Source organism: Haloglomus irregulare, assembly GCF_007421925.1.
Taxonomy (GTDB): domain Archaea; phylum Halobacteriota; class Halobacteria; order Halobacteriales; family Haloarculaceae; genus Haloglomus; species Haloglomus irregulare.
Map to the genome: position 1 here is coordinate 45,443 of NZ_QMDX01000012.1, position 18,437 is coordinate 63,879.

The 18,437-nt window shown below is 70.4% G+C and carries 22 protein-coding genes; 12 read left to right on the forward strand and 10 right to left on the reverse strand.

All coding sequences use genetic code 11. From position 1 onward, the window contains the following. Positions 1 to 106 precede the first annotated feature (106 nt). Both DP107_RS15335 and DP107_RS15340 read right to left on the reverse strand, forming a co-directional pair. Entirely contained in the window at positions 107 to 814 is a 708-nt protein-coding gene (locus DP107_RS15335) for a class I SAM-dependent methyltransferase (protein ID WP_144263016.1), read from the reverse strand. 193 nt (positions 815 to 1,007) lie between these two features. Beyond that, entirely contained in the window at positions 1,008 to 3,896 is a 2,889-nt protein-coding gene (locus DP107_RS15340; protein ID WP_144263017.1) for a DEAD/DEAH box helicase, read from the reverse strand. Between the two features lie 106 nt (positions 3,897 to 4,002). Here DP107_RS15340 and DP107_RS15345 point away from each other — a divergent pair, with 106 nt between their 5' ends. After that, positions 4,003 to 4,443, forward strand: coding sequence for an acyl-CoA thioesterase (locus tag DP107_RS15345; RefSeq protein WP_144263018.1), 441 nt, complete (start codon positions 4,003 to 4,005; stop codon positions 4,441 to 4,443). A 320-nt stretch (positions 4,444 to 4,763) separates the two neighbouring features. Here DP107_RS15345 and DP107_RS15350 read toward each other — a convergent pair whose 3' ends face one another. After that, positions 4,764 to 5,597 carry a sugar phosphate isomerase/epimerase family protein gene (locus tag DP107_RS15350; protein WP_202877427.1) on the reverse strand — a complete coding sequence of 278 codons (834 nt, stop codon included), beginning with the start codon at positions 5,595 to 5,597 and terminating at the stop codon, positions 4,764 to 4,766. Between the two features lie 142 nt (positions 5,598 to 5,739). Here DP107_RS15350 and DP107_RS15355 point away from each other — a divergent pair, with 142 nt between their 5' ends. Beyond that, positions 5,740 to 6,453, forward strand: coding sequence for a DUF5806 family protein (locus DP107_RS15355; protein WP_238330900.1), 714 nt, complete (start codon positions 5,740 to 5,742; stop codon positions 6,451 to 6,453). A gap of 48 nt (positions 6,454 to 6,501) precedes the next feature. Here the strand turns inward: DP107_RS15355 and DP107_RS15360 are convergent, their stop codons facing one another. Together DP107_RS15360 and DP107_RS15365 are read right to left on the reverse strand one after the other, a co-directional pair. Further along, positions 6,502 to 6,696 (reverse strand): hypothetical protein, encoded by a 195-nt coding sequence (locus tag DP107_RS15360; RefSeq protein ID WP_185977344.1) that lies wholly within the window; start codon positions 6,694 to 6,696, stop codon positions 6,502 to 6,504. A gap of 98 nt (positions 6,697 to 6,794) precedes the next feature. Beyond that, positions 6,795 to 8,207: a hemolysin family protein gene (locus DP107_RS15365; protein ID WP_144263020.1), complete on the reverse strand. Its 1,413-nt coding sequence runs from the start codon at positions 8,205 to 8,207 to the stop codon at positions 6,795 to 6,797. Positions 8,208 to 8,345: 138 nt separating this feature from the next. Here DP107_RS15365 and DP107_RS15370 point away from each other — a divergent pair, with 138 nt between their 5' ends. The 3 genes from DP107_RS15370 to DP107_RS15380 are packed head-to-tail and all read left to right on the forward strand — an operon-like array spanning position 8,346 to position 9,827. Then, positions 8,346 to 8,699, forward strand: coding sequence for a glutaredoxin family protein (locus DP107_RS15370; RefSeq protein WP_144263021.1), 354 nt, complete (start codon positions 8,346 to 8,348; stop codon positions 8,697 to 8,699). Beyond that, complete coding sequence (locus DP107_RS15375; RefSeq protein WP_144263022.1) at positions 8,696 to 9,214, forward strand: redoxin domain-containing protein; 519 nt, start codon at positions 8,696 to 8,698, stop codon at positions 9,212 to 9,214. Before DP107_RS15370 ends, DP107_RS15375 begins: the two co-directional genes overlap by 4 nt. 4 nt (positions 9,215 to 9,218) lie before the next feature. Then, a complete protein-coding gene (locus tag DP107_RS15380) occupies positions 9,219 to 9,827 on the forward strand; it encodes an L-threonylcarbamoyladenylate synthase (RefSeq protein WP_144263023.1) in 609 nt (202 codons plus the stop codon). A gap of 1 nt (position 9,828) precedes the next feature. Here DP107_RS15380 and DP107_RS15385 read toward each other — a convergent pair whose 3' ends face one another. Then, positions 9,829 to 10,485, reverse strand: a complete 657-nt coding sequence (locus tag DP107_RS15385; RefSeq protein ID WP_185977345.1) for a hypothetical protein — start codon at positions 10,483 to 10,485, stop codon at positions 9,829 to 9,831. Between the two features lie 108 nt (positions 10,486 to 10,593). Here DP107_RS15385 and DP107_RS15390 point away from each other — a divergent pair, with 108 nt between their 5' ends. Next, complete coding sequence (locus DP107_RS15390) at positions 10,594 to 11,142, forward strand: hypothetical protein (RefSeq protein ID WP_144263025.1); 549 nt, start codon at positions 10,594 to 10,596, stop codon at positions 11,140 to 11,142. 15 nt (positions 11,143 to 11,157) lie between these two features. Here the strand turns inward: DP107_RS15390 and DP107_RS15395 are convergent, their stop codons facing one another. After that, on the reverse strand, positions 11,158 to 11,538 hold the full coding sequence (locus tag DP107_RS15395) for a hypothetical protein (RefSeq protein ID WP_144263026.1): 381 nt from the start codon (positions 11,536 to 11,538) through the stop codon (positions 11,158 to 11,160). A gap of 61 nt (positions 11,539 to 11,599) precedes the next feature. Continuing rightward, positions 11,600 to 12,193 (reverse strand): molybdopterin-dependent oxidoreductase, encoded by a 594-nt coding sequence (locus DP107_RS15400; RefSeq protein ID WP_144263027.1) that lies wholly within the window; start codon positions 12,191 to 12,193, stop codon positions 11,600 to 11,602. Positions 12,194 to 12,392: 199 nt separating this feature from the next. On the opposite strand from DP107_RS15400, the gene DP107_RS15405 reads away from it, so the two are divergent. The 5 genes from DP107_RS15405 to DP107_RS15425 all read left to right on the forward strand — a co-directional run bounded on the left by DP107_RS15405 (position 12,393) and on the right by DP107_RS15425 (position 16,250). Beyond that, positions 12,393 to 12,605, forward strand: a complete 213-nt coding sequence (locus DP107_RS15405) for a ribbon-helix-helix domain-containing protein (protein WP_144263028.1) — start codon at positions 12,393 to 12,395, stop codon at positions 12,603 to 12,605. 84 nt (positions 12,606 to 12,689) lie between these two features. Next, positions 12,690 to 12,968, forward strand: a complete 279-nt coding sequence (locus DP107_RS15410; RefSeq protein WP_144263029.1) for a UPF0058 family protein — start codon at positions 12,690 to 12,692, stop codon at positions 12,966 to 12,968. A gap of 284 nt (positions 12,969 to 13,252) precedes the next feature. Further along, the gene (gene sppA / locus DP107_RS15415; RefSeq protein WP_185977346.1) at positions 13,253 to 14,254 is read left to right on the forward strand and encodes a signal peptide peptidase SppA; all 1,002 of its coding nucleotides are present in this window, start codon (positions 13,253 to 13,255) and stop codon (positions 14,252 to 14,254) included. An 82-nt stretch (positions 14,255 to 14,336) separates the two neighbouring features. Beyond that, complete coding sequence (locus tag DP107_RS15420; protein WP_144263030.1) at positions 14,337 to 15,464, forward strand: DUF373 family protein; 1,128 nt, start codon at positions 14,337 to 14,339, stop codon at positions 15,462 to 15,464. 39 nt (positions 15,465 to 15,503) lie between these two features. Further along, positions 15,504 to 16,250: a diphthine--ammonia ligase gene (locus tag DP107_RS15425; RefSeq protein ID WP_144263031.1), complete on the forward strand. Its 747-nt coding sequence runs from the start codon at positions 15,504 to 15,506 to the stop codon at positions 16,248 to 16,250. Between the two features lie 5 nt (positions 16,251 to 16,255). Here the strand turns inward: DP107_RS15425 and DP107_RS15430 are convergent, their stop codons facing one another. Then, on the reverse strand, positions 16,256 to 17,224 hold the full coding sequence (locus tag DP107_RS15430) for a sugar phosphate nucleotidyltransferase (protein ID WP_144263032.1): 969 nt from the start codon (positions 17,222 to 17,224) through the stop codon (positions 16,256 to 16,258). A gap of 87 nt (positions 17,225 to 17,311) precedes the next feature. On the opposite strand from DP107_RS15430, the gene DP107_RS15435 reads away from it, so the two are divergent. After that, positions 17,312 to 17,605, forward strand: a complete 294-nt coding sequence (locus DP107_RS15435) for a transcriptional regulator (protein ID WP_144263033.1) — start codon at positions 17,312 to 17,314, stop codon at positions 17,603 to 17,605. Here the strand turns inward: DP107_RS15435 and DP107_RS15440 are convergent. Beyond that, a complete protein-coding gene (locus DP107_RS15440) occupies positions 17,602 to 18,381 on the reverse strand; it encodes a sporulation protein (protein WP_185977347.1) in 780 nt (259 codons plus the stop codon). The genes DP107_RS15435 and DP107_RS15440 overlap by 4 nt on opposite strands. Positions 18,382 to 18,437: the final 56 nt, after the last annotated feature.

Below are 18,437 nucleotides of genomic sequence, written 5' to 3' on the forward strand. Positions count from 1 at the left end.
GCGCTGGCGGACCCGGACGAGGAGTGGCGTCCCCCCCGCCCGGCTCGGTGGTCCAGCGGCGACTCGTCAGCGCATGGGAGGGTTGCTGCGTGACCCGTCTTGGATTTCAGCGTCGCTCAAGCCGTGCCCGGTAGTGGACACCGTCATCGCCTCGGTCCACGTCGTCCAGTCGCCAGCCGGTTCCCACGGTCGCGTCCCGGAGCCGGTCGGGTCCGAACAGGAGGAACAGGAGCGTCGGGCCGACGGTGCCCTCGTACTCGAAGTGGAAGACGCGGTGGGCCAGTCCGCGTCCCGGCCGCGACCGGTAGCCGAGCAGCCCGTCCGGGTCGACGTTCGCGGGGTCGTAACTGTCGAGCACCGCCGTCGCGTCCGGGGTAGTCACGAACGCCAGATCGTCGAGGAACAGTCGCAGACCGGCCATCGAACCGGCGAGGCCGACCTGCGTGCCGATGGTGAGCGCGCTCCCGAACCGGTCGCGCTCGAACGAGTCCCGGAGGGCGAACATGTCGACGACCCGGGCGTCCTCGACGCCGCGGTCGCTCACCACGGCGACCAGGTCATCGTCGACGTCGGTCGCGATGGTCTCGAACTGCTCCTGGAACGCCAGGGCGTGGTGGCCGGCCCCACAGCCCAGGTCGAGCAGCGGCCCGGAGAGGGCGTCGGTCAGCCACGGGTCCTCCTCGGGGGCGAAGTCGTCGAAATAGAACGCCTCGATGGGATGCTCGAGCGTCTCTGGACCGTCCCGCTGGAGGAGTGCCGACTCGCGGGTCCCCTCGTGGTGGTCGCGGACCGCGCGACCGAACGGGTCCGACATGGTCTGTAGCGTGGCCGCGGGCCAGTTAAGCGGTTTCCCGGTGTGCAGAGAGTTCACGCGGCCCAGCGGAGCGGCAACGGCTGAACGAGCATCATCTTTATCCAGCGGGACGTGGTTCGAGACCAGTACCGACCATCTCCATTTTATCCGGAGCGTAAACCCGAAACCCTACGAACATCGCTCCCGCGTCGGTTCAGTCCCAGAACGACTTCGTCCGGGCGTACTGACGCTCCTTGGTCAGGATGTCCCGGTAGAAGTCGTCCTCGTCCTCACGGAGCTTGTTGATGACCTGCGCGGCGTTGTGGGGCCCGACACCGCGGGCAGCCAGCGCGATGACCGCCTGCTTGCCGTGGCTCTGGACCAGGCTCGCGGCGCGGTAGGCGCGCTCGGTCTGTTTCTCCTGGTCCTCGTCCTTCTCACTCGCGCGGACGGCCTGGACGACCTCGTCGGCCCAGGGGTTCAGCGCCGCGACCCGCGTCGAGCCACAGTCGGGACATTCGGGCTGGTCGGGGACCCGCTTGACCTGCTGGCGCCGGTCCCAGTCGTGGCAGTGACAGCAGAACAGGATGACGCGGTCGTTCTGCAGCCGGTCCTTCACCGTCGCGATGACACTCGCGTCCGCGTTCTCCGGCGCGAGCAGTTCGCGACCGGAGGAGCGCCCGCCCAGGCCGATGGGGGTCCGCTGGCCGATGACCTCGATACCGATGGGAACGAGCCCGTGGTTCGCGTCGGCCGCCGGAGCCCCGTCGCCCCCCGCCTGGAGTCGCCGGAGGACGTCCGCGGCTCGGCCGACGGCGAGGTCCTCGTGGAGGGTCTCCCGGACGGCCTCGTCGTAGACCGGCGAGTCCTGCAGCGCCGCGAGGAGGCGGTCGCGGCCGAAGTTCGCGGCGCCAGCGCCGCGGTACCGCTTCAACGCACCGAACTTGGCCGCCACCTGCGCGAGCTTGAACTTCAGGGAGTCCGCGTTCTTCAGCGAGAGCTCGACCAGCGGCCGGAGGTGGTCCGGGTCGGTGGTCTCCAGCGTGTCGATGGCGTCGCTCGCCCGGATGCCGCCGGGGACCTCCAGCTCGATGCGGTACGGGTCGACCTCCATCGCGACGCTGGAGCCCGACTGCTGGCCCAGCAGCGCAGAGAGCACCCGTCCCAGCGTCTCGTTCGTCCGGTGGCCGAACGAGGCGTTGAGGACCACCTCGCGGGCCTTGAACTCGACCACGACCCGCGAGGGGCCGGGGACGGGGGCGTCGGCGTCGACGTGGTCGACGACCTGCTCCAGCGCGGAGTGTGCGGTGTGTTCGTCCGTCGGGTAGGCGTCGGCCACCCACCGGGCGACGGTGTCGCGGCCCGCGCCGCGTTCGAACCGGCGGCCGGCCTGCTCCCGGATGCGGGCGACGTGCTGGGCCACGTCGTAGGGGACGGGGATCTCCTGGCCGACCCAGGAGGGGACCTCGCCGCCGGGGTCCTCCACGGGCGTCACCTTCACCGCCTCCTCCTCCTCGTCGACCTCCGTGATGCGCCACATCTCGCCGCCCTGGATGAACACCTCGCCAGGGCCGGCGAAGTTGACGACGAACCGTTCCGCGAGGGTACCGACCGTCCGCCCGGAGGCCATGTCCTCGACGGTGTAGTTGGCCTCGTCGGGGATCATCGAGAGGTTGGCGTAGAAGTACTGCCAGGTGCCACGGGACTTCTCGAGCCGGTCGGCGTCCTCGTCCAGCCAGAGGACGCGGTTCTCGCTCAGCTCGCGGACGACCTCCTTGAACTCGCCCTCGTCGAGGTCGCGGAAGGGGTAAGCCCGCGTGATGATCTCGTAGGCGCCGCGCGCGGATATCTCGCCGAAACCCATCAGCAGGCCGCAGAGCTGGTTCGCGACCGTGTCGAGGCTGCCGTCGTGGAGTCGTGCTGGCTCCACGTCGCCGTCGAGGGCGCGCTCGGCGATGGCCAGCGCCTCGAAGGTGTCGTCCGGGCGGGTCGTGATGACCGTCCCCGAGGAGACCTGGTCGCGGCGGTGGCCCGCGCGGCCGACCCGCTGGAGCAGCCGGCAGACCTGCCGCGGGGACTGGTACTGGACGACGTGGTCGATGTGGCCCACGTCGATGCCCAGCTCCATGGAGGAGGTGCAGAGTAGCCCGTCCAGCTCGCCGGCCTTGAAGCCGTCCTCCACGTCGATACGGGCCGACTTCGACAGCGAGCCGTGGTGGATGCCGATGTTCGTCCCGAGTTCCTTCAGCCGCGAGCCCAACGCCTCCGCGGTCTGGCGGGTGTTGACGAAGACGAGCGTGGCCTCGTGCTCGCGGACGAGGTCGTCGATGACGCGGACGTGGCTGGCGACGGTGGCCTCGGTCATCAGCTGGCCGGCCAGCCGCTCGTCGCGCTCGGTCACCCGGGGCTCCCGGACCTCGATGTCGAGCCGCGAGCCCACGTCCACCTCGACGATCGTCGGCTCGGGACCACCGGTGAGAAAGCGCCCCACCTCCGTGGGGTCGCCGACGGTCGCCGAGAGGCCGACCCGCTGGAACCCGTCGGCGTACTCGCGGAGGTGTTCCAGTCCGACTGTGAGCTGCGCGCCGCGCTTGGCCGCCGCGAGTTCGTGGACCTCGTCGATGACGACGTGGGCGACATCGGCCAGCGCCCGCCGGAGCTTCTTGCCGGTGAACATCGCCTGCAGCGTCTCCGGCGTCGTCACCAGTACGTCCGGCGGGTCGTCGGCCTGCTTCGAGCGCTGGTAGTCCGTCGTGTCCCCGTGTCGGACATCGACCTCCACGCCGAGTTCCTCGCCCCACCACTCCAGCCGCTCGCGCATATCGCGGTTGAGCGCCCGCAGCGGCGTGATGTACAGCGCCTGGACCCCGTGGGTCGGCTCCCGGCCGGCGATGGCCGAGAAGACCGGCAGCATCGCCGTCTCGGTCTTGCCGGTGCCGGTCGGCGCGACGACCAGACAGTCATCCCCCCGGGCCAGCGGCGGGATAGCGCGACGCTGTGGCTCCGTCGGCGTGGTGAACCCCCGCTCGGAGAGCGCCGCTCGAACGTCCGCGTGCAGGTGGGCGAAGGCGTCCGCACCTGCGACCGGCTCCGGTTCGCTCACTACTACTCACGTGGGGATGTGGGCTCTTGAGCGGCGTGGTCGCCCGGACACCGGCATCCGGGAACGGGCCACGCGCTTTTTCTCCCCCACCAGCGAACCCCTGCACATGCCAGACCTGGTCGACACGCGGATTCAGAACCGGTGGATGGTCCAGCCCAACCACGCCAACACCCTCGGCGCCGCGCACGGGGGGAACGTCCTGAAGTGGATGGACGAGGCCGGCGCGATGAGTGCGGTGCGGTTCTCCGGCGAGACCTGCGTCACCGCCCACATGGACGAGGTGAACTTCAAGCAGCCCGTCCCGGTCGGCGAGACGGCCTTCATCGACGCCTACGTCTACGGCGCCGGCCGCTCCAGCGTGAACGTCCGGGCGCAGGTGTACCGCGAGGACCTCAGGAGCGGCCGCCGGGAGCTGACCACGAACTGCTACATGGTGTTCGTCGCCATCGACGAGGCGAACTCGCCCGTCCCCGTCCCGGACCTCACCGTCTCGACCGAGCAGGGCGAGCAACTCTACGAGGCCGCTCTGGAGGACGCCCCGGAGTAGCGGGGGGTTCCGAACGCGCGCGGTTTTCCACCTATGCGGATTCCTCCGAGGTTGCGGCCGATACCGGGCGTCATCCGACGGCTCCGTCGGAATATCTCCGGTATCGACAGGATATCGTCCCCGTTCTGCTGTTAGTCGTGGTCGCGTGCCCGCGGGCCCACGCAGGAGCTACGGACGTGGCACTGGAGATCACCGACATTCGCGGGACGTCCATCGCCACCCGCCAGCGGTCGACCGACCGGTTCCTGCCGGCGGCGGTCGGTGCCGGCGTGGTGTGGCCTGCCCCGGCGATGCCGACCGTCCGAGGCGGCAGGGCGCCACTACCGTCCGAGCAGGCGGTCGACGTGGCGCTTGCCGAGCGCGATGGTCTCGAGGTCCCGCGTCCCGACCTCCAGCGTCGCGGTGCCGGACCAGCCGTCCAGCGACGAGAACAGGCCGGCGAGGTCGATCTCGCCCATCCCCGCCGGGAGGTGTTCGTCGCTGCCGCCACGGGTATCCGAGAGGTGGAGATGGTCGATGCGGCCGGCGTTGGCCGCGGCGTGCGTCCCGAGGTCGACGGCCGGCTCCCCGAGCACGGCGTGGGCGGTGTCGAAGGTCGTGCCGAGGCCGTCGGCGGCGCCGCCGAGCGCGGCGAACAGGTCGTCGAACTCCGGCGCGACGAAGGGGCCGTCGATGACGTTCTCGGGGACCGGCGGGACGTCGCGCTCGCGGGCCGCCCGCACGACGCGCCGGCAGCCGTCGACGGCGAACTCCCGGCGCTCGGCGTCCGTCCAGCCCAGGTCCCAGGCGTCCGAGGCGGGGTGGAAGACGGCCTTCGACGCGTCCAGCTCGGCCGCGAGGTCGAGACAGGCGCGGCACTCCCGGACGGCCCCGTCCCGGACGGGCCCGAACGGCGAGCCGAGGTCCAGCGCGAACGGGAGGTGGACGACACAGTCGAGGCCGGTATCGGCCAGCGCGGCCGCGAGCGGGTCGCGCCAGGCGGCCGCTCGGGAGCGGGCGTTCGGCCCGTCGAGCAGTACCTCGACGTGGTCGAACCCCTCGCTCGCGGCCCACTCGACCGCGGGCCGGACGTCGCGGTGCGGGAGGGTGAAACCCAGTTCCACGTCGACCGTCGCGTCGACGGGCGCCGGGTCGGGGTCGGGACCGATGAACACGGGTGGGGTGACACGCCCCCGCCTGTTGAACCCCCGGATTACCCCGACGACGACGTCCGAACGGGCGGGCCGTCGGTCGGCCGTCATCGGCCCGTCCGACGCCGCCGACACCCCTTTGACCGACACGCCCGGACCCGGCAGTATGACTGACGAGGCCGACGGACGACCGGACGGGGAGCCGGACGTCGACAGCGCGGACCCCTCGCCGACGCCACGGGACCCCGAGCCGGCGGAGCCGGCCGTCGAACGGGCCGCCGGTGCCGACGACCCGACGACCCCCATGGCACCGGACGTGCCCGAGGACGTCCGGAAGTACGACCGGTTCAAGAAGATGGACGGGGCGACCTACGACCGGGCCAACGACTTCCTCCGGGACCGGACCTACATCACCGCCCGCGAGTGGGCCATCGCCCGGCTCTGCGCGGACTTCCGCACCGAGACCGGCGTCGAGATGACGAAGATCGGCGAGAACCTGCCGCATCTCGTCCCGTTCATGACCGATACCTACACGCCACAGGCGGTGAACCAGGCCCGCGCCTCGTTCAAGGACAAGGTCCGCAAGTCCGGCGCGACCTTTCTTTACGGTGCGATGTGCGACTTCTACACCGCCGAGGAGCTCGACGAGTTGATGTACGAGGTGACGGAGGTCGCCAAGTTCCTCCTCGAGGTGGAGGGGGTCGAGCTCACCGTCGAGGAGGAACTCGCCGCCGAGGACCGCATCAGTGAGGTGATGCGCGAGGTCCGGGAGTCCTCGGCCGCGCTCCGCCACGACCACGTGACCTGCCCGGAATGTGGCCACCACATCGACTCCGAGGAGGCCCACGAGGACCCGGACCCCGCAAGCGCCGACGACTGAACCGCCGTCAGCTACAGCGCGACCGGGTCCGCGGGTCGACGCTGCTCCTCACGCCGACCCGACGCCGACAGGAGCCAGCGTCTCCTCGATGACCCGCCCGTGGTCCCGGAGGAACAGGTCGCCGAACGGCCCGTGGCCCGCCCCCGGAATCATCAGCACCCCCCGGTCGCTCCCCCCGCTCGGCTCGCCGAACCGCCCAGGATACGCCTCGCCGCCGACCTCCGGCGTCACGTCCTGGGACATCGTCCGAGCGGTACGGCGCCATCGCCCGAACAGCTGCAGCCCGTTCGGGCGGGGTCCGCGTGTGTGGAGCGACCCCCGGGGCGTCGGGAACGCCCGTGCTAGTCGGTGGCGACCTCGTCGGCCTTTGCCTCCCCGTCCGAGTCGCCGTACTCGTCGGTGACGGTGAGTCGGGCCTTCATGATGCGGGTGTTCTCGACCTCCTCGACGCGGATGTCGACGCCCTCGTAGGAGATGAGTTCGCCCTCCTCGACGAGGCGGCCGGCCCGGTTGAAGATGAAGCCGGCGATGGTCTCGAACTCCTCGCCCTCGGGGAGGTCGATGTCGAGCGACTCGTTGAGTTCCTCGATGTTGAGTTCCCCCCTGACGAGCGCCGTCTCGTCGCTGAGGAACTCGATGGGCTCCTCCTCCTCGCCCTCGAGGATCTCCCCGACGATCTCCTCGGTGAGGTCCTCCATCGTGACGAGCCCCTCGGTGGTGCCGAACTCGTCGATGACGATGACCATGTGCATCCGGTTCTGGCGCATCTCGGCGAGGAGCTCGTCGACGTTCTTCGACTCGGGGACGTGCAGCGTCGGCTCGATGAGCGACTCCAGCGTGAGTTCCCCGGACTCCCCCTCCCCGTAGTTGAGGTCGCGCACGAGGTCGCGGATGTGGACGACGCCGATGATGTTGTCCAGCGACCCCTCGTAGATGGGGAGCCGGGCGTGGCTGGACTGGACGGCCGTCTCCAGGGCTTCCTGAATGGAGGCCTCCTTCGAGACGGCGGTCATGTCGAGCCGCGGGGTCATCACCTCCTTTGCGATGGTGTTGTTGAACCGGAAGACGCGATGGAGGAGTTCGCGCTCGTCCTCCTCGATGACGCCCTCCCGCTCGCCGGTCTCGATGATGTCGCGGATCTCGTCGCGCGTGACGTAGGAGGTCTCGATGGCCGACCGGCCGCCGGTCATCCTGTTGACGACGCGCGTGAGATAGTCAAAGAGGACGACCAGCGGTAGCAGGACGCGTTCGGCTATCTGCAGCGGGCGGGCGATGCGGAGCGCCCACGACTCCGTGTTCTCGACGGCGTAGGACTTGGGTGCGCTCTCGCCGAACAGCAGGACGAGCGCGGTAATCCCGAAGGTGGCGGCCGCAACGGCCGCGCCCTGCGAGAGGTAGAGCGCGAACAGCCCCGTCGCGATGGACGACATCGCGATGTTGACGATGTTGTTGCCGACGAGGATGGTCACCAGCAGGCGGTGTGGGTTTGATTTCAGTTCGGCCATCGCCTCGGCGCCGGACACCTGTTCCTCGACCAGCGACTCCACGCGATGCGGGGCCAGCGAGAACATGGCGATCTCCGAGGAGGAGAAGAACCCCGAGAGGGCGATGAGGAGGACGATCATCACGACCCCGACGAGCGTCAGGGTGCTGGTGCCCACTGCCGGAAGCGACGGTAGTCCCTGGAGTGGGAGCGTGGCGCCGTGGCTGGCGACGGGCTCCGCGAACGGCGCGCTGAAGGGGCGTATACCCATCGGAACGGTCGGGATTGACTCGCCACGGGATTAAGGGTTTGCCATTCGTTGCCGAACGGGCGCCGGGCTCGTGACTGCTGCCCGCGGCTCACTCCCGCGGGCGATACGCTTACCGGGCGGTCGCTCGTAGACCGGGTCATGAGCGAATCGACGATAACCCTGTACCGACTGCAGGCGTGCCCGTTCTGTGAGCGCGTCGTCCGGAAGCTGGACGACCTCGGTATCGACTACCGCTCGCGGTTCGTGGAGGCGCGTCACTCCCGGCGCGACGTGGTGAAACGGCTGACCGGTGCGCGGACGGTCCCGGCCATCGTGGACCCGAACACCGGTGTCACGATGTCCGAGTCGGCCAACATCGTCGAGTACATCGAGGAGACCTACGGCGAGGGGAGCGACGAGACGCCGGTCCACGTGACCGCGAGCGCCGCCGGCGACGGCCCGGGCGACGACGATGACGAGGCGGCCGACGCCGAGGAGGTGGAGGCTCGATGAACCTGGGGTTCGAGGTGTCGGAGCTTCCGGCCGTGGACGCGCTGGGCAAGGGTGACACCGCGCCCGGTTTCACCCGGCCGCTGGTCAACGACGAGTTCTGGGAGGACGTCGCGCTGTCGGACCTGACCGCGGACTCGCCGGTGGTGCTCGTCTTCCACCAGATGGCGGGTGACTTCCCGCCGACGTATATCCTCCAGGAGATCCGCGACCAGGAGTGGACCGACTGGGACGCCGAGGTCGTCGGCGTCTCCATCTCCTCGCCGTACGAACTGAAGGGGTTCATCCGGGAGTGGCGCGGCTTCGAGCAGTTCCGCTTCTTCTCGGACCCCTCAGCGGAGGTCGCCGAGGCGTTCGGCATCGCCGACGACGTGGCCGGGATGACCGGCATCCGCGAGCCCCGGCCCGCGGTGTACGTCCTCGACGAGGACCGTGTCGTCCAGTACGCCTGGGTCGCCTCGGAGAACCCCGACTTCCCGCCGTACTCCGATGTAGAGGCCGCCGTCCAGGACCTGTAGCCGCATGACGGCCCGCCCGGTCGACGACGAGGCGGTCCGCCGTGCCGCCGTCCGACTGCGCGAGGGCGGCCTGGTCGTCTACCCGACCGAGACGGTGTACGGGCTGGGCGCGGACGCGACGGACCCCGAGGCCATCGAGCGGGTCTTCGCTGCGAAGGGCCGCGACCGGGAGCAACCGCTCTCGATGGCCGTCCCCGACCTCGACGCGGCGGCGCCGTACGTCGACCTCACCGACCGCGAGCGCGCCTTCGCCGAGGCGTTCCTCCCGGGCCCCGTGACGCTGGTCGCGGCACGGACCGACCGCGTCCCGGACACCCTCGTCGCGGGGGGCGACCGGGTCGGCATCCGGGTGCCGGACCACGACGTCCCGCGACGACTGGCCGCGGCCGCCGAGCGCCCGGTGACCAGCACGAGCGCGAACCTGAGCGGCGAGGGAAGCGCCCGGACCGTCGACGGGGTCTCCGGAAGTATCCGCGCGGACGCGGTGGTCCTCGACGGCGGGGAGACGCCCGGCGGTACCGGAAGCACCGTCGTCGACGTGTCCGCCGGCGTGGTCCACCGCGAGGGCGCGGCCCACGAGGCGGTCGCCCGGTGGCTCGCCGAACACGGGTAGCTCACCGCCCCAGTAGCGACCGGAGCGTCCGGGTCCGGGTGCCACACTCGGCCCGGTAGTCGCAGGCCCCGCAGCGGTCGTCGTCCTCGTCCAGCCGTGGCGGGGGCCCGTCCATCGACCGAGCCGCGCGGAGCGCGTGCCGGTAGGCCGCCTTCCGGCGCGTTCCGAGGCGGATGCGCCGGACGACACCGTGCGCCGGGTACTCGACGTACGCGTGGTCGACGCCCGTCCCGTGCTCCCAGGCGAGCGCCTTCGCCGCCGCCGTGGCGCGCACGGAGTCGGGCCCCCAGACGCCATGCTCGGGGGGTTCGCCCGCGCTGACGACGGACACCGTCGGCGGGTCCGCGAGCAGCTTGTGAGCGATGCCGCGCGCGTCCTTCCCCTCCAGCAGCACCTCGCGCCCGTCGGGGTCGACGAGCGCCGGCCACGCGTCGAGTCGCTCGCTCGCCGCCCCCAGCCGACTCCGGAACTGTGTCGGCGTCACGGCCACCGGCTCCGTGCGGAGGTCGTGTGTGGGGTCGAGTAACTGGTCGTACCGGAAGGCCAGGTCCCGGCGGGCACTCGCCTCCGCGGGGACCTCGTGGTCGTCGTGCTTGCGCCGGTAGTAGAGCTGCCGAGGGCAGTACGCCGCCGTTGCGAGCGCCGAGAACGCCTCCATCGGGGGCGGTAGCCGCGGCATCCGGTTTCAATCCTCGTCCGGTGTTCACGGCCGTTCCGTGCGTCCGGGGACGGAACGCCTATCCCCGCCAGCCACCCAGGTGGCTCCGTGAGCGATGCCGAGAACGCCCCGTCGGCGCCGAAGGACTCCCGGGAGCCGCCGTTCCGGGTCGAGGTCCGCCCTGGCGACGAGGCGGTCGTGGAGTTCGACCCGACGCTGACCTTCGAGTGTGTCGATGACTGCACCTGGTGCTGTCGGCACGGTGTCCTGCTGTACGAGCAGGACCTGCTGGAGTTGGCAGCGCGCGAGTCGATAAACCAGGCCGTCACGCGGGCTCACGGCCGGGATTTCGTCCGCCGCGAGCCGAAGGCCCGCGACGACCACGTCGACGAGGACGGCGCCGCCTGCTACTTCCTGGGCGACGACGGGCTCTGTGCGCTCCACGACGAGCACGACTGGAAGCCCGCGCGCTGCTCGGTGTTCCCCCTCTCGGTCCACGTCGAGGACGGCGATATCCACGTCTCCATCAGGGACAGCGCCCACGAGCACTGCGAGGGGCTGGACGTGAGCGAGCGCCGGGTCGTCGACAACCTCGACGCCTTCCTGCCGGAGCTGCTGTGGGAGCTCGACGACCCGACGACCGAGATCGAGTTGTGACGCGCTCGCGGCCGGTCAGTCACGCACGACCCGGTAGTAGGTCCGTCTGCCGTCGGCGGTCTCGATGGTCTTGGACTCGACGCGGCCCTCGGCCTCCAGCTCCTCCAGCGCCTCCCGGATGTCCCCCGACCGCCGGAACACCGTCCGGTTGACGCGGCTGAGGAACCGCTCGAACATGCCCCCGTCGTCCGGGGCGTCCGGACTGATCCCCTCCGGGTCCTTGCCGGTGACCGCGTCACCCGCCACCTCGCGGGCGTACACCTTCGCCAGTTCGTCGGCCGTGTACGCCCGCGTCTCGTTGAGTTCCAGATACTCCAGGAGTTTCTCCTTGACGTGGCCACCCTCGGCCCCGGTCTCCGTCCGGCCGGCGGCCCACTCCTCGTCGTCGATGGGCATACGCGCCCGTACGGCGGTATGGCTAATATTTCTCGGGGCACGCGGCGCGAGCCGGGGGCAGCTACGCGTAGCGGTCCTCGGCCCACGGGTCCGCAGTGACGGAGTAGCCGCGTCGCTCCCAGTAGCCCCGTTCGGGCTCGGTGAGGAACTCGATGCCGGTCACCCACTTGGCGCCCTTGTAGGCGTAGCGATGGGGCGTGACGACCCGGAGCGGACCGCCGTGGTCGGCGGGCAGCGGCTCGCCGCCGAACGCCCAGGCGCACAGCGTCTCGCGGCGGTCGCAGGCGTCCAGCGGCAGGTCCGTCGTGTAGCCGTCCGCGGCGTGGAACATGACGTGGACCGCGTCCTCACACGCGCCGACGGCCTCGGCCAGCGTCGGGAAGGTGACGCCCGTGAACTCGCAGTCGAACTTCGACCAGCCGGTGACACAGTGGAAGTCCTGTCGCTGTGTCTCGCTCGGCAGCGCCCGGAACTCGTCGAGCGAGAACGTCGTCTGCTCCTCGACGGCCCCCCAGACCTCCACGGTCGGCTCCTCGACGGACGGTGTTCCGGACTTCGACAGCACCGGGAAGTCACTCGTCTCCCGCTGTCCCGGGGGGAGCCGCTCCTCGCCGAACTCCCGGTAGAGGTCGGTAACGTCCACGATTTCGCTCATGCTGGCTACTCGGGACGGACCGACGTAGGCCTGACGCTCGACGCCGAACCTATCGGAAATGGTCAACTTCCTTTGTATAACAGCAAAACGAGTCGGCCGTTCGATAAGGAAGGTTCGCCCTTCACCGCTCGGGATTGTCAGAACCGGTACACGCCCCGCCAGGTTTAAATATCGGTCTGTCGAATCGGTATCTACTCAGATGCCGAAGGTAGAAATCACTGTTCCGGAACACCTCGAGATGCAGATCGCCCAGTTGGTGGAGCAGGGCGAGTTCGTCAATCGCGAGGAGGCCATCGAGGACGTCCTCTCGACGGGCATCCGGGCGTACAAGACCAGTGGCCCGATGGAGGACGAGGAAGCCGGCTTCGAGGACGACGGTATGATGGGCCACGAGGACGAGTACGTCTTCTGAGCCCGCACGCTCGCCGCGGCGCCCGGCGCCGCGTGTGATGTCACACCGCACAACCCTTATCTCGCGCTGACAGTTAGAGCGTCCATGCACAAGGACGAACTCCTGGAGCTACACGAGCAGATGGTCTCCATCATGGAGACCTTCGACGACATGGACGACGTCGACTCGGGCATCTTCGAGAAGTACAAGGGGCTCGACGTGACCCCGAACGACGTCCACAAGTCCAAGTCCGAGCACAAACACGCCGTGTTCGTGCTCGGGAACGGGCTGGCGAAGGTCATGAGCGAGGACGAGTTCTCCGACGCCGGCCGCATCGGCAAGCGGATGGAGGAGCTCGCCGACGACGCCGAACGGAAGCTCTGAGGCGGGTACCGACGCGAGGATGTCTCCGAAATCTGAGCGTATACCCGGCCCTTTCGTCGGCTGTTCCCCGACTTCCCGAGGTAATCTACCAGCAAGGACGGTATCCTGGCTATTTTTCGAACATCCGCCGCGGCGGTATCGGGGGGTGGAGGTCCATCCCCATCACCCGCGCCCACCACGACCGCTCGCCGTCTGGGGATTTAACACCGCTCCGGGCGAGGTGGGGACATGGGTTCGAAGACCACCCACGCCGGCCACGGGACCGACCGGCCGGGTGATGGACCGTGAGCGACCGTTTCAGGGGACTCGGCCGTGCCGGCATCATCCTCGTGGCGGCGCTGGTCGCCGCCGTCGTGGGGTACGTGCTGTTCGTCCGGTTCCCCGCGGACCTGGCGGACCTGCTCGGCGTCCTGTTGCTCCTGGCCATCACGGCCGCCGGGCTCAGGTTCGGCGGGAGGATCGCCGGGTCGGTGTTCCCCTCGTACAACGTCGCCGAGGTGACTGTCGGGGGAGCCATCTCCCGTGACGGCGGCGGGCCGGTTCCCTCGGGGCCGACCTCGCCGGGGGCGGACGACATCGTCGACCAGATCGAACGCGCGGACGGTGACGGCGCGGTCGACGCGCTGCTGTTGAAGCTCAACACGCCCGGCGGCGCGGTCGTCCCCAGCGACGATATCCGGCTCGCAGCCGAGCGGTTCGACGGCCCGACCGTCGCCTACGCCACCGACACCTGTGCCAGCGGCGGCTACTGGATCGCCTCGGGCTGTGACGAGCTGTGGGCCCGCGAGGGGTCCGTGGTCGGCTCCATCGGCGTTCGGAGCCCCCGCTTCACCGCGACCGGCCTGCTGGAGAAGCTCGGCGTCGAGTACCAGCAGTTCGCCGCCGGCGAGTACAAGGAGGCCGGCTCCCCGTTCACCGAGCTGGACGACGACCAGCGGGACTACCTCCAGGGCATCACCGACGAGTTCTACGAGACGTTCGTGGAGACGGTGGCCGAGGGCCGAGACCTGGACCCGGAGTTCGTCCGCGAGACGGAGGCCCGGGTGTATCTGGGCGCGGAGGCCCACGAACTCGGGCTGGTCGACGAGCTGGGCACACGCGAGGCCGTCGAGGAGCGGCTGGAGTCGCTCACCGGCGAGCCGGCGCAGGTACGGGAGTTCGAGCCCCAGCGCGGCTTGGGCACCCGGCTCCGCGGCGGCGCAAGCGGGGTCGCCTACGCCGTCGGCCGGGGGGCCGCCGACGCCGTCACGCCGGACGAGGGGGTCGACCTGCGGGTCGAGCGCTGAGGGCCCCAGGCCCGTTCCCGGCCGTGACCGCGCGGCGGCCGTCCGCCTGAACGCTTTTGTCCGGCGGTGCCAACTGTCGCCCGTGAGCACGCTCGTCCTCTGTGTCGACCGCAGTGGCGGTCCTACCGGCGACCCCATCGTCGGTCGCGACGCCATCGAGGCGCTGGTGATGGAGGTCGGCGTCGCGGACCCGGAGGACTCGCGTGTCAACTGCCTGCTGGAGTCGCTCCGGGTCGCCGACGACGTGGCCGCCGAGGGCGGCGACCCGGTCGTCGCTGTCGTCTCCGGCGGCGGCGACGGGGTGGACGCCGACCGGGCGGTGGCGAGGCAGGCCGACCGCCTGGTCGAGGAGTACGCGCCGGAGTCGGCGGTCGTCGTCACGGACAGCGCCGAGGACGAGCGGCTCGTCCCCATCGTCGAGAGCCGCATCCGCGTGGACGCGGTCGACCGCGTCGTCGTGCGGCAGAGCCACGACATCGAGTCGACCTACTACGTGCTGAAGCAGTTCCTGGCCGACGAGGAGCTCCGGGCGACGGTGCTCGTCCCCATCGGAGCGGCGCTGCTGGCGTTCCCGGTGCTCCTCCTGCTGGCGAACTCGTTGACCGTCGCCGTCTCGGCCATCGCCGCCGTCATCGGCGTCTTCCTCCTCTACAAGGGCCTGGGCATCGACGACTGGCTGGCGGGCCTGCCCGGCGCGGTCCGGGACGCGTTCTACTCCGGGCAGGTGTCGCTCGTCACCTACGTCGTCGGCGCGGGGCTGGCGCTGGTTGGGCTGTTCGCCGGCGCCATCGCCGTCTCCGGCTCCGGGGGGTCGGGCAGGTCGGTCATCCGGGTGATGCGGTTCGTCTTCGTCGCGGTCCCGTGGCTGGCACTGGCGGCACTCACGGCCTCCACCGGCCGCCTGCTCGACGAGTTCCTCTCCGACGAGCGGGTCCGGAACGCCTTCCTCAATCTCCCGTTCGGCGTCCTGGCGGTCGGCCTGGTCGTCCGAGGGTTCTCCGCCTACTTCCTCGAGCGTGCCGGTGAGATCCCCCCGCTGTCCGCCCCGGCGACCGCGTTCGGGCCGGTCTCCGTCGAGGGGTTCGTCGTCAGCGTCTGGACCCGGCTGGCCGTCTACGTGCTGCTCGGCATCACGGTGAGTCTCGGCGGCGTGCGGTTCGCCGCCTACGTGGCCGGCGGCGAGGAGGTCGAGGAGGTCCCGGAGTCCTGAGAGCGACGGCGCTAAGCCGCCCGGCCCGCTACGCGCGGTATGACCGACACGGACGCCGACGCGACCCCGCACGCGACAGCGCCGTGGGTCGCCCTCTTCTCCGGCGGCAAGGACTCCTCGTGGGCGCTCTACCGGGCGCTAGAGCGCGGGCTGCCCGTCGAGCGGCTCGTGACCGTCCACGCGGAGGGGGACTCGTACATGTACCACACGCCAGCGACGGACCTGACCGCGCTGGCCGCCGAGAGCATCGGTATCGACCTCGTCGACGTGTACCCGGACGACCTCGCGGCCGACGAGGCGACCGACTCCGGCACGCAGGGCGACCGCGAGCTGGAGCCGCTGGAGGCCGCCCTCGGCGACCTCGGCGACGACCTGGGCGGTCTCGGGGGCGTCACCGCCGGCGCCGTCGAGAGCGAGTATCAGACCTCGCGCATCCGCGGCATGGCCGACCGTCTCGGCTGCGAGCTGTTCGCGCCGCTCTGGCAGGAGGACCCCCGCGACCTCGCGGACGCGATGCTGGCGGCCGGCTTCGAGATCCGCATCGTCCAGGTCGCCGCCGCGGGGCTGGACGAGTCCTGGCTCGGCCGCCGCCTTGACCACGACGCACTCGCCGACCTCGAACGGCTCAACGAGGCGTACGGCGTCCACCTCCTCGGCGAGGGCGGCGAGTTCGAGACGTTCGTCGTCGACGGGCCGCACATGGACCGGCGGCTCTCGCTCTCGCTCGAACCGGTCTGGAAGGGGAACCGCGGCCACGTCCGGGTGGTGGACGCGAGCCTGGCGTAGTCGGGTCAGTCCTCGCCGTTCGAGATGCGGGTGTGGGCGCCGACCAGCGCGCCCGCGAGGTCGATGTTCTCGAGATGTGTCTCCTCGTCGATGATGGAGTCGTGGAGTTCACAGTCCGTGACGCGGGCCCCCGGGAAGACCAGGGAGCGCTCGACGGTCGAGTCGGTGACGTGTGCCCCGGACATGATGTGGACGTTCTCGCCGACATCGGAGTCGACCACGGTCGCGTCGTCGGCGACGTAACTCCCCCCGTCGAGGTACCAGGCCACCGTCTCCAGGTATGACTCGGGGGTGCCGATGTCGAACCAGGCGCCGTCGAAGACGAAGGCGTGGACAGCCGTGCGGGCCTGGAGCCACTGGAGGTACCAGCCCGGCTCGTCCGGGTTGTTCCCGCCCTCGAGGTACTCGCCGAACCGGAGCTGGTCGCGGGGGAACGCGTAGCAGGCGATGGAGACGAGCGTGCTCTTCGGGTCGTCGGGCTTCTCCTGGAAGTCGACGACCCGGTCGCCGTCGAGCTCGACCAGGCCGTACGATCCGGCCTTCCGTCGGGAGCCGACGTCGTACGCCGCCAGCGCCGGGCTCGCCTTCCGCTGGGAGAAGTCGACGAACTCGCTCAGGTCGAAATCGACGAGGTTGTCGCCGGCCACGACCAGCAGGTCGTCGTCGATGCCCTCGCGGTCGACCAGCTGGGCGAGCGCGCCGACGACGCCGAACTTCTCGTCCTCCGCGGTCGTCTCCTCGACCGAGACGACAGGTTTCTCGAACGCGCTCTCGGCGAGGTGGTCGCGGAACTCGTCGGCGAACCGCTCGTTGGTCGAGACGTAGACATCCTCGATGCGGTCGTCCGTCTCCAGCTCGCGGAAGATGCGGTCGACGACGGTCGTCTCGCCGACCGGAAGGAACATCTTCGGCCGGTGGCGCGTGATGGGCCACAGGCGCGTGGCGTACCCCCCGGCAAGGACGACAGCGTGCATACCGCAGGTCGTCGGAACGGCCGGGCAAGTCAGTTTCCATTCGCTGCATGGGGAAGCGATTTGCCGTGGGGCGCCCAAACGTGACGTATGCAGGGCGTCGACGAGGGGACCACGCGGCAGCGAATCGCCGACCGCCTCCGCGAACGGGCGCTGCAGGCCGGCACCATCGCCAACGAGTTCGATGTCACGACGAGCGACGCGCTCGCTCACGTCGAGCATATCGCCCGGTCGCTGGAGACCGCCGACGAGCGGCTGCTCGTCGCCCCCCCGGAGTGCCGTGACTGCGGGTTCTCGGCCTTCGACGACCCGGTGAACCGGCCCTCGCGCTGCCCGGAGTGCAAGTCCGAGTCGGTCGAGGAGCCGGCGTTCCGTATCGACTAGCGGCCGGGCGAGGGTTCGGTTGTCGACCCCGTCCCGAGCGCCCGCTCGAACTCCTTGCGCAGTGTCGACACCCGCTGGTCGGTCACCTCGACGGTCGCGAACCGCTCGAAGCCACCCGTCCGGCCGTGGACGGCGTCCGGGTCGACATCGGCCGACGCGTAGCACGTCAGGCCCCCCGGTGCCGGCGCCGCGACGAGCGTCAGCCGCCGGATGCGGCCGACGTAGGGGCCGCCCCGGGGGTGGCAGTCGAACCGCTGGACGATGGGAAGCTCGCGGTCGGCGGCCGGGGCGGTGGCTTCGCGGGCGGCGGTCGTCGCGTCCACGGGTTGGGCGCGGTTCACGGCGATGCCGAGGTCGACCAGCGCCGCCAGCGCGCGGTCCAGCCGCGGGCCCACGTCCACCTCGACCGCGGTCCGGCCGGTCGGCGCGCGCGCCCAGTCCATCGCCAGCGTCGCGGCCAACACGACCTCCGTCCCCTCGCGGGTGGCCGGCGCCCAGACCGGGACCGCCAGCTCGCCGTCGAACGCCCGCCGTGCCCCGGCCTCGACGGTCAGGTCCGTGGCGAGCGTCGCCGTCGCCAGCGTCACCTCTCGCATCCCGTCGTCCGTCCCGGCCACCGTCGCCAGCCGGACGGTCAGCGCGTCGGCACACTGACCGTCCGACCCTCCTTCGACTGTCACCCGGACCGGGACGGTCTCCCCGGCGGTCACCCGCGGCGCGCGCAGCACCGGCTCCACGCTGGCGGCACCGATGCCGAGCCGCGAGAGCAGCCCCATGCGTGAGTCTTGATATCGCGGCACAAAGAGCGTTGGGCCGGGGCTGGGGCCCCCGA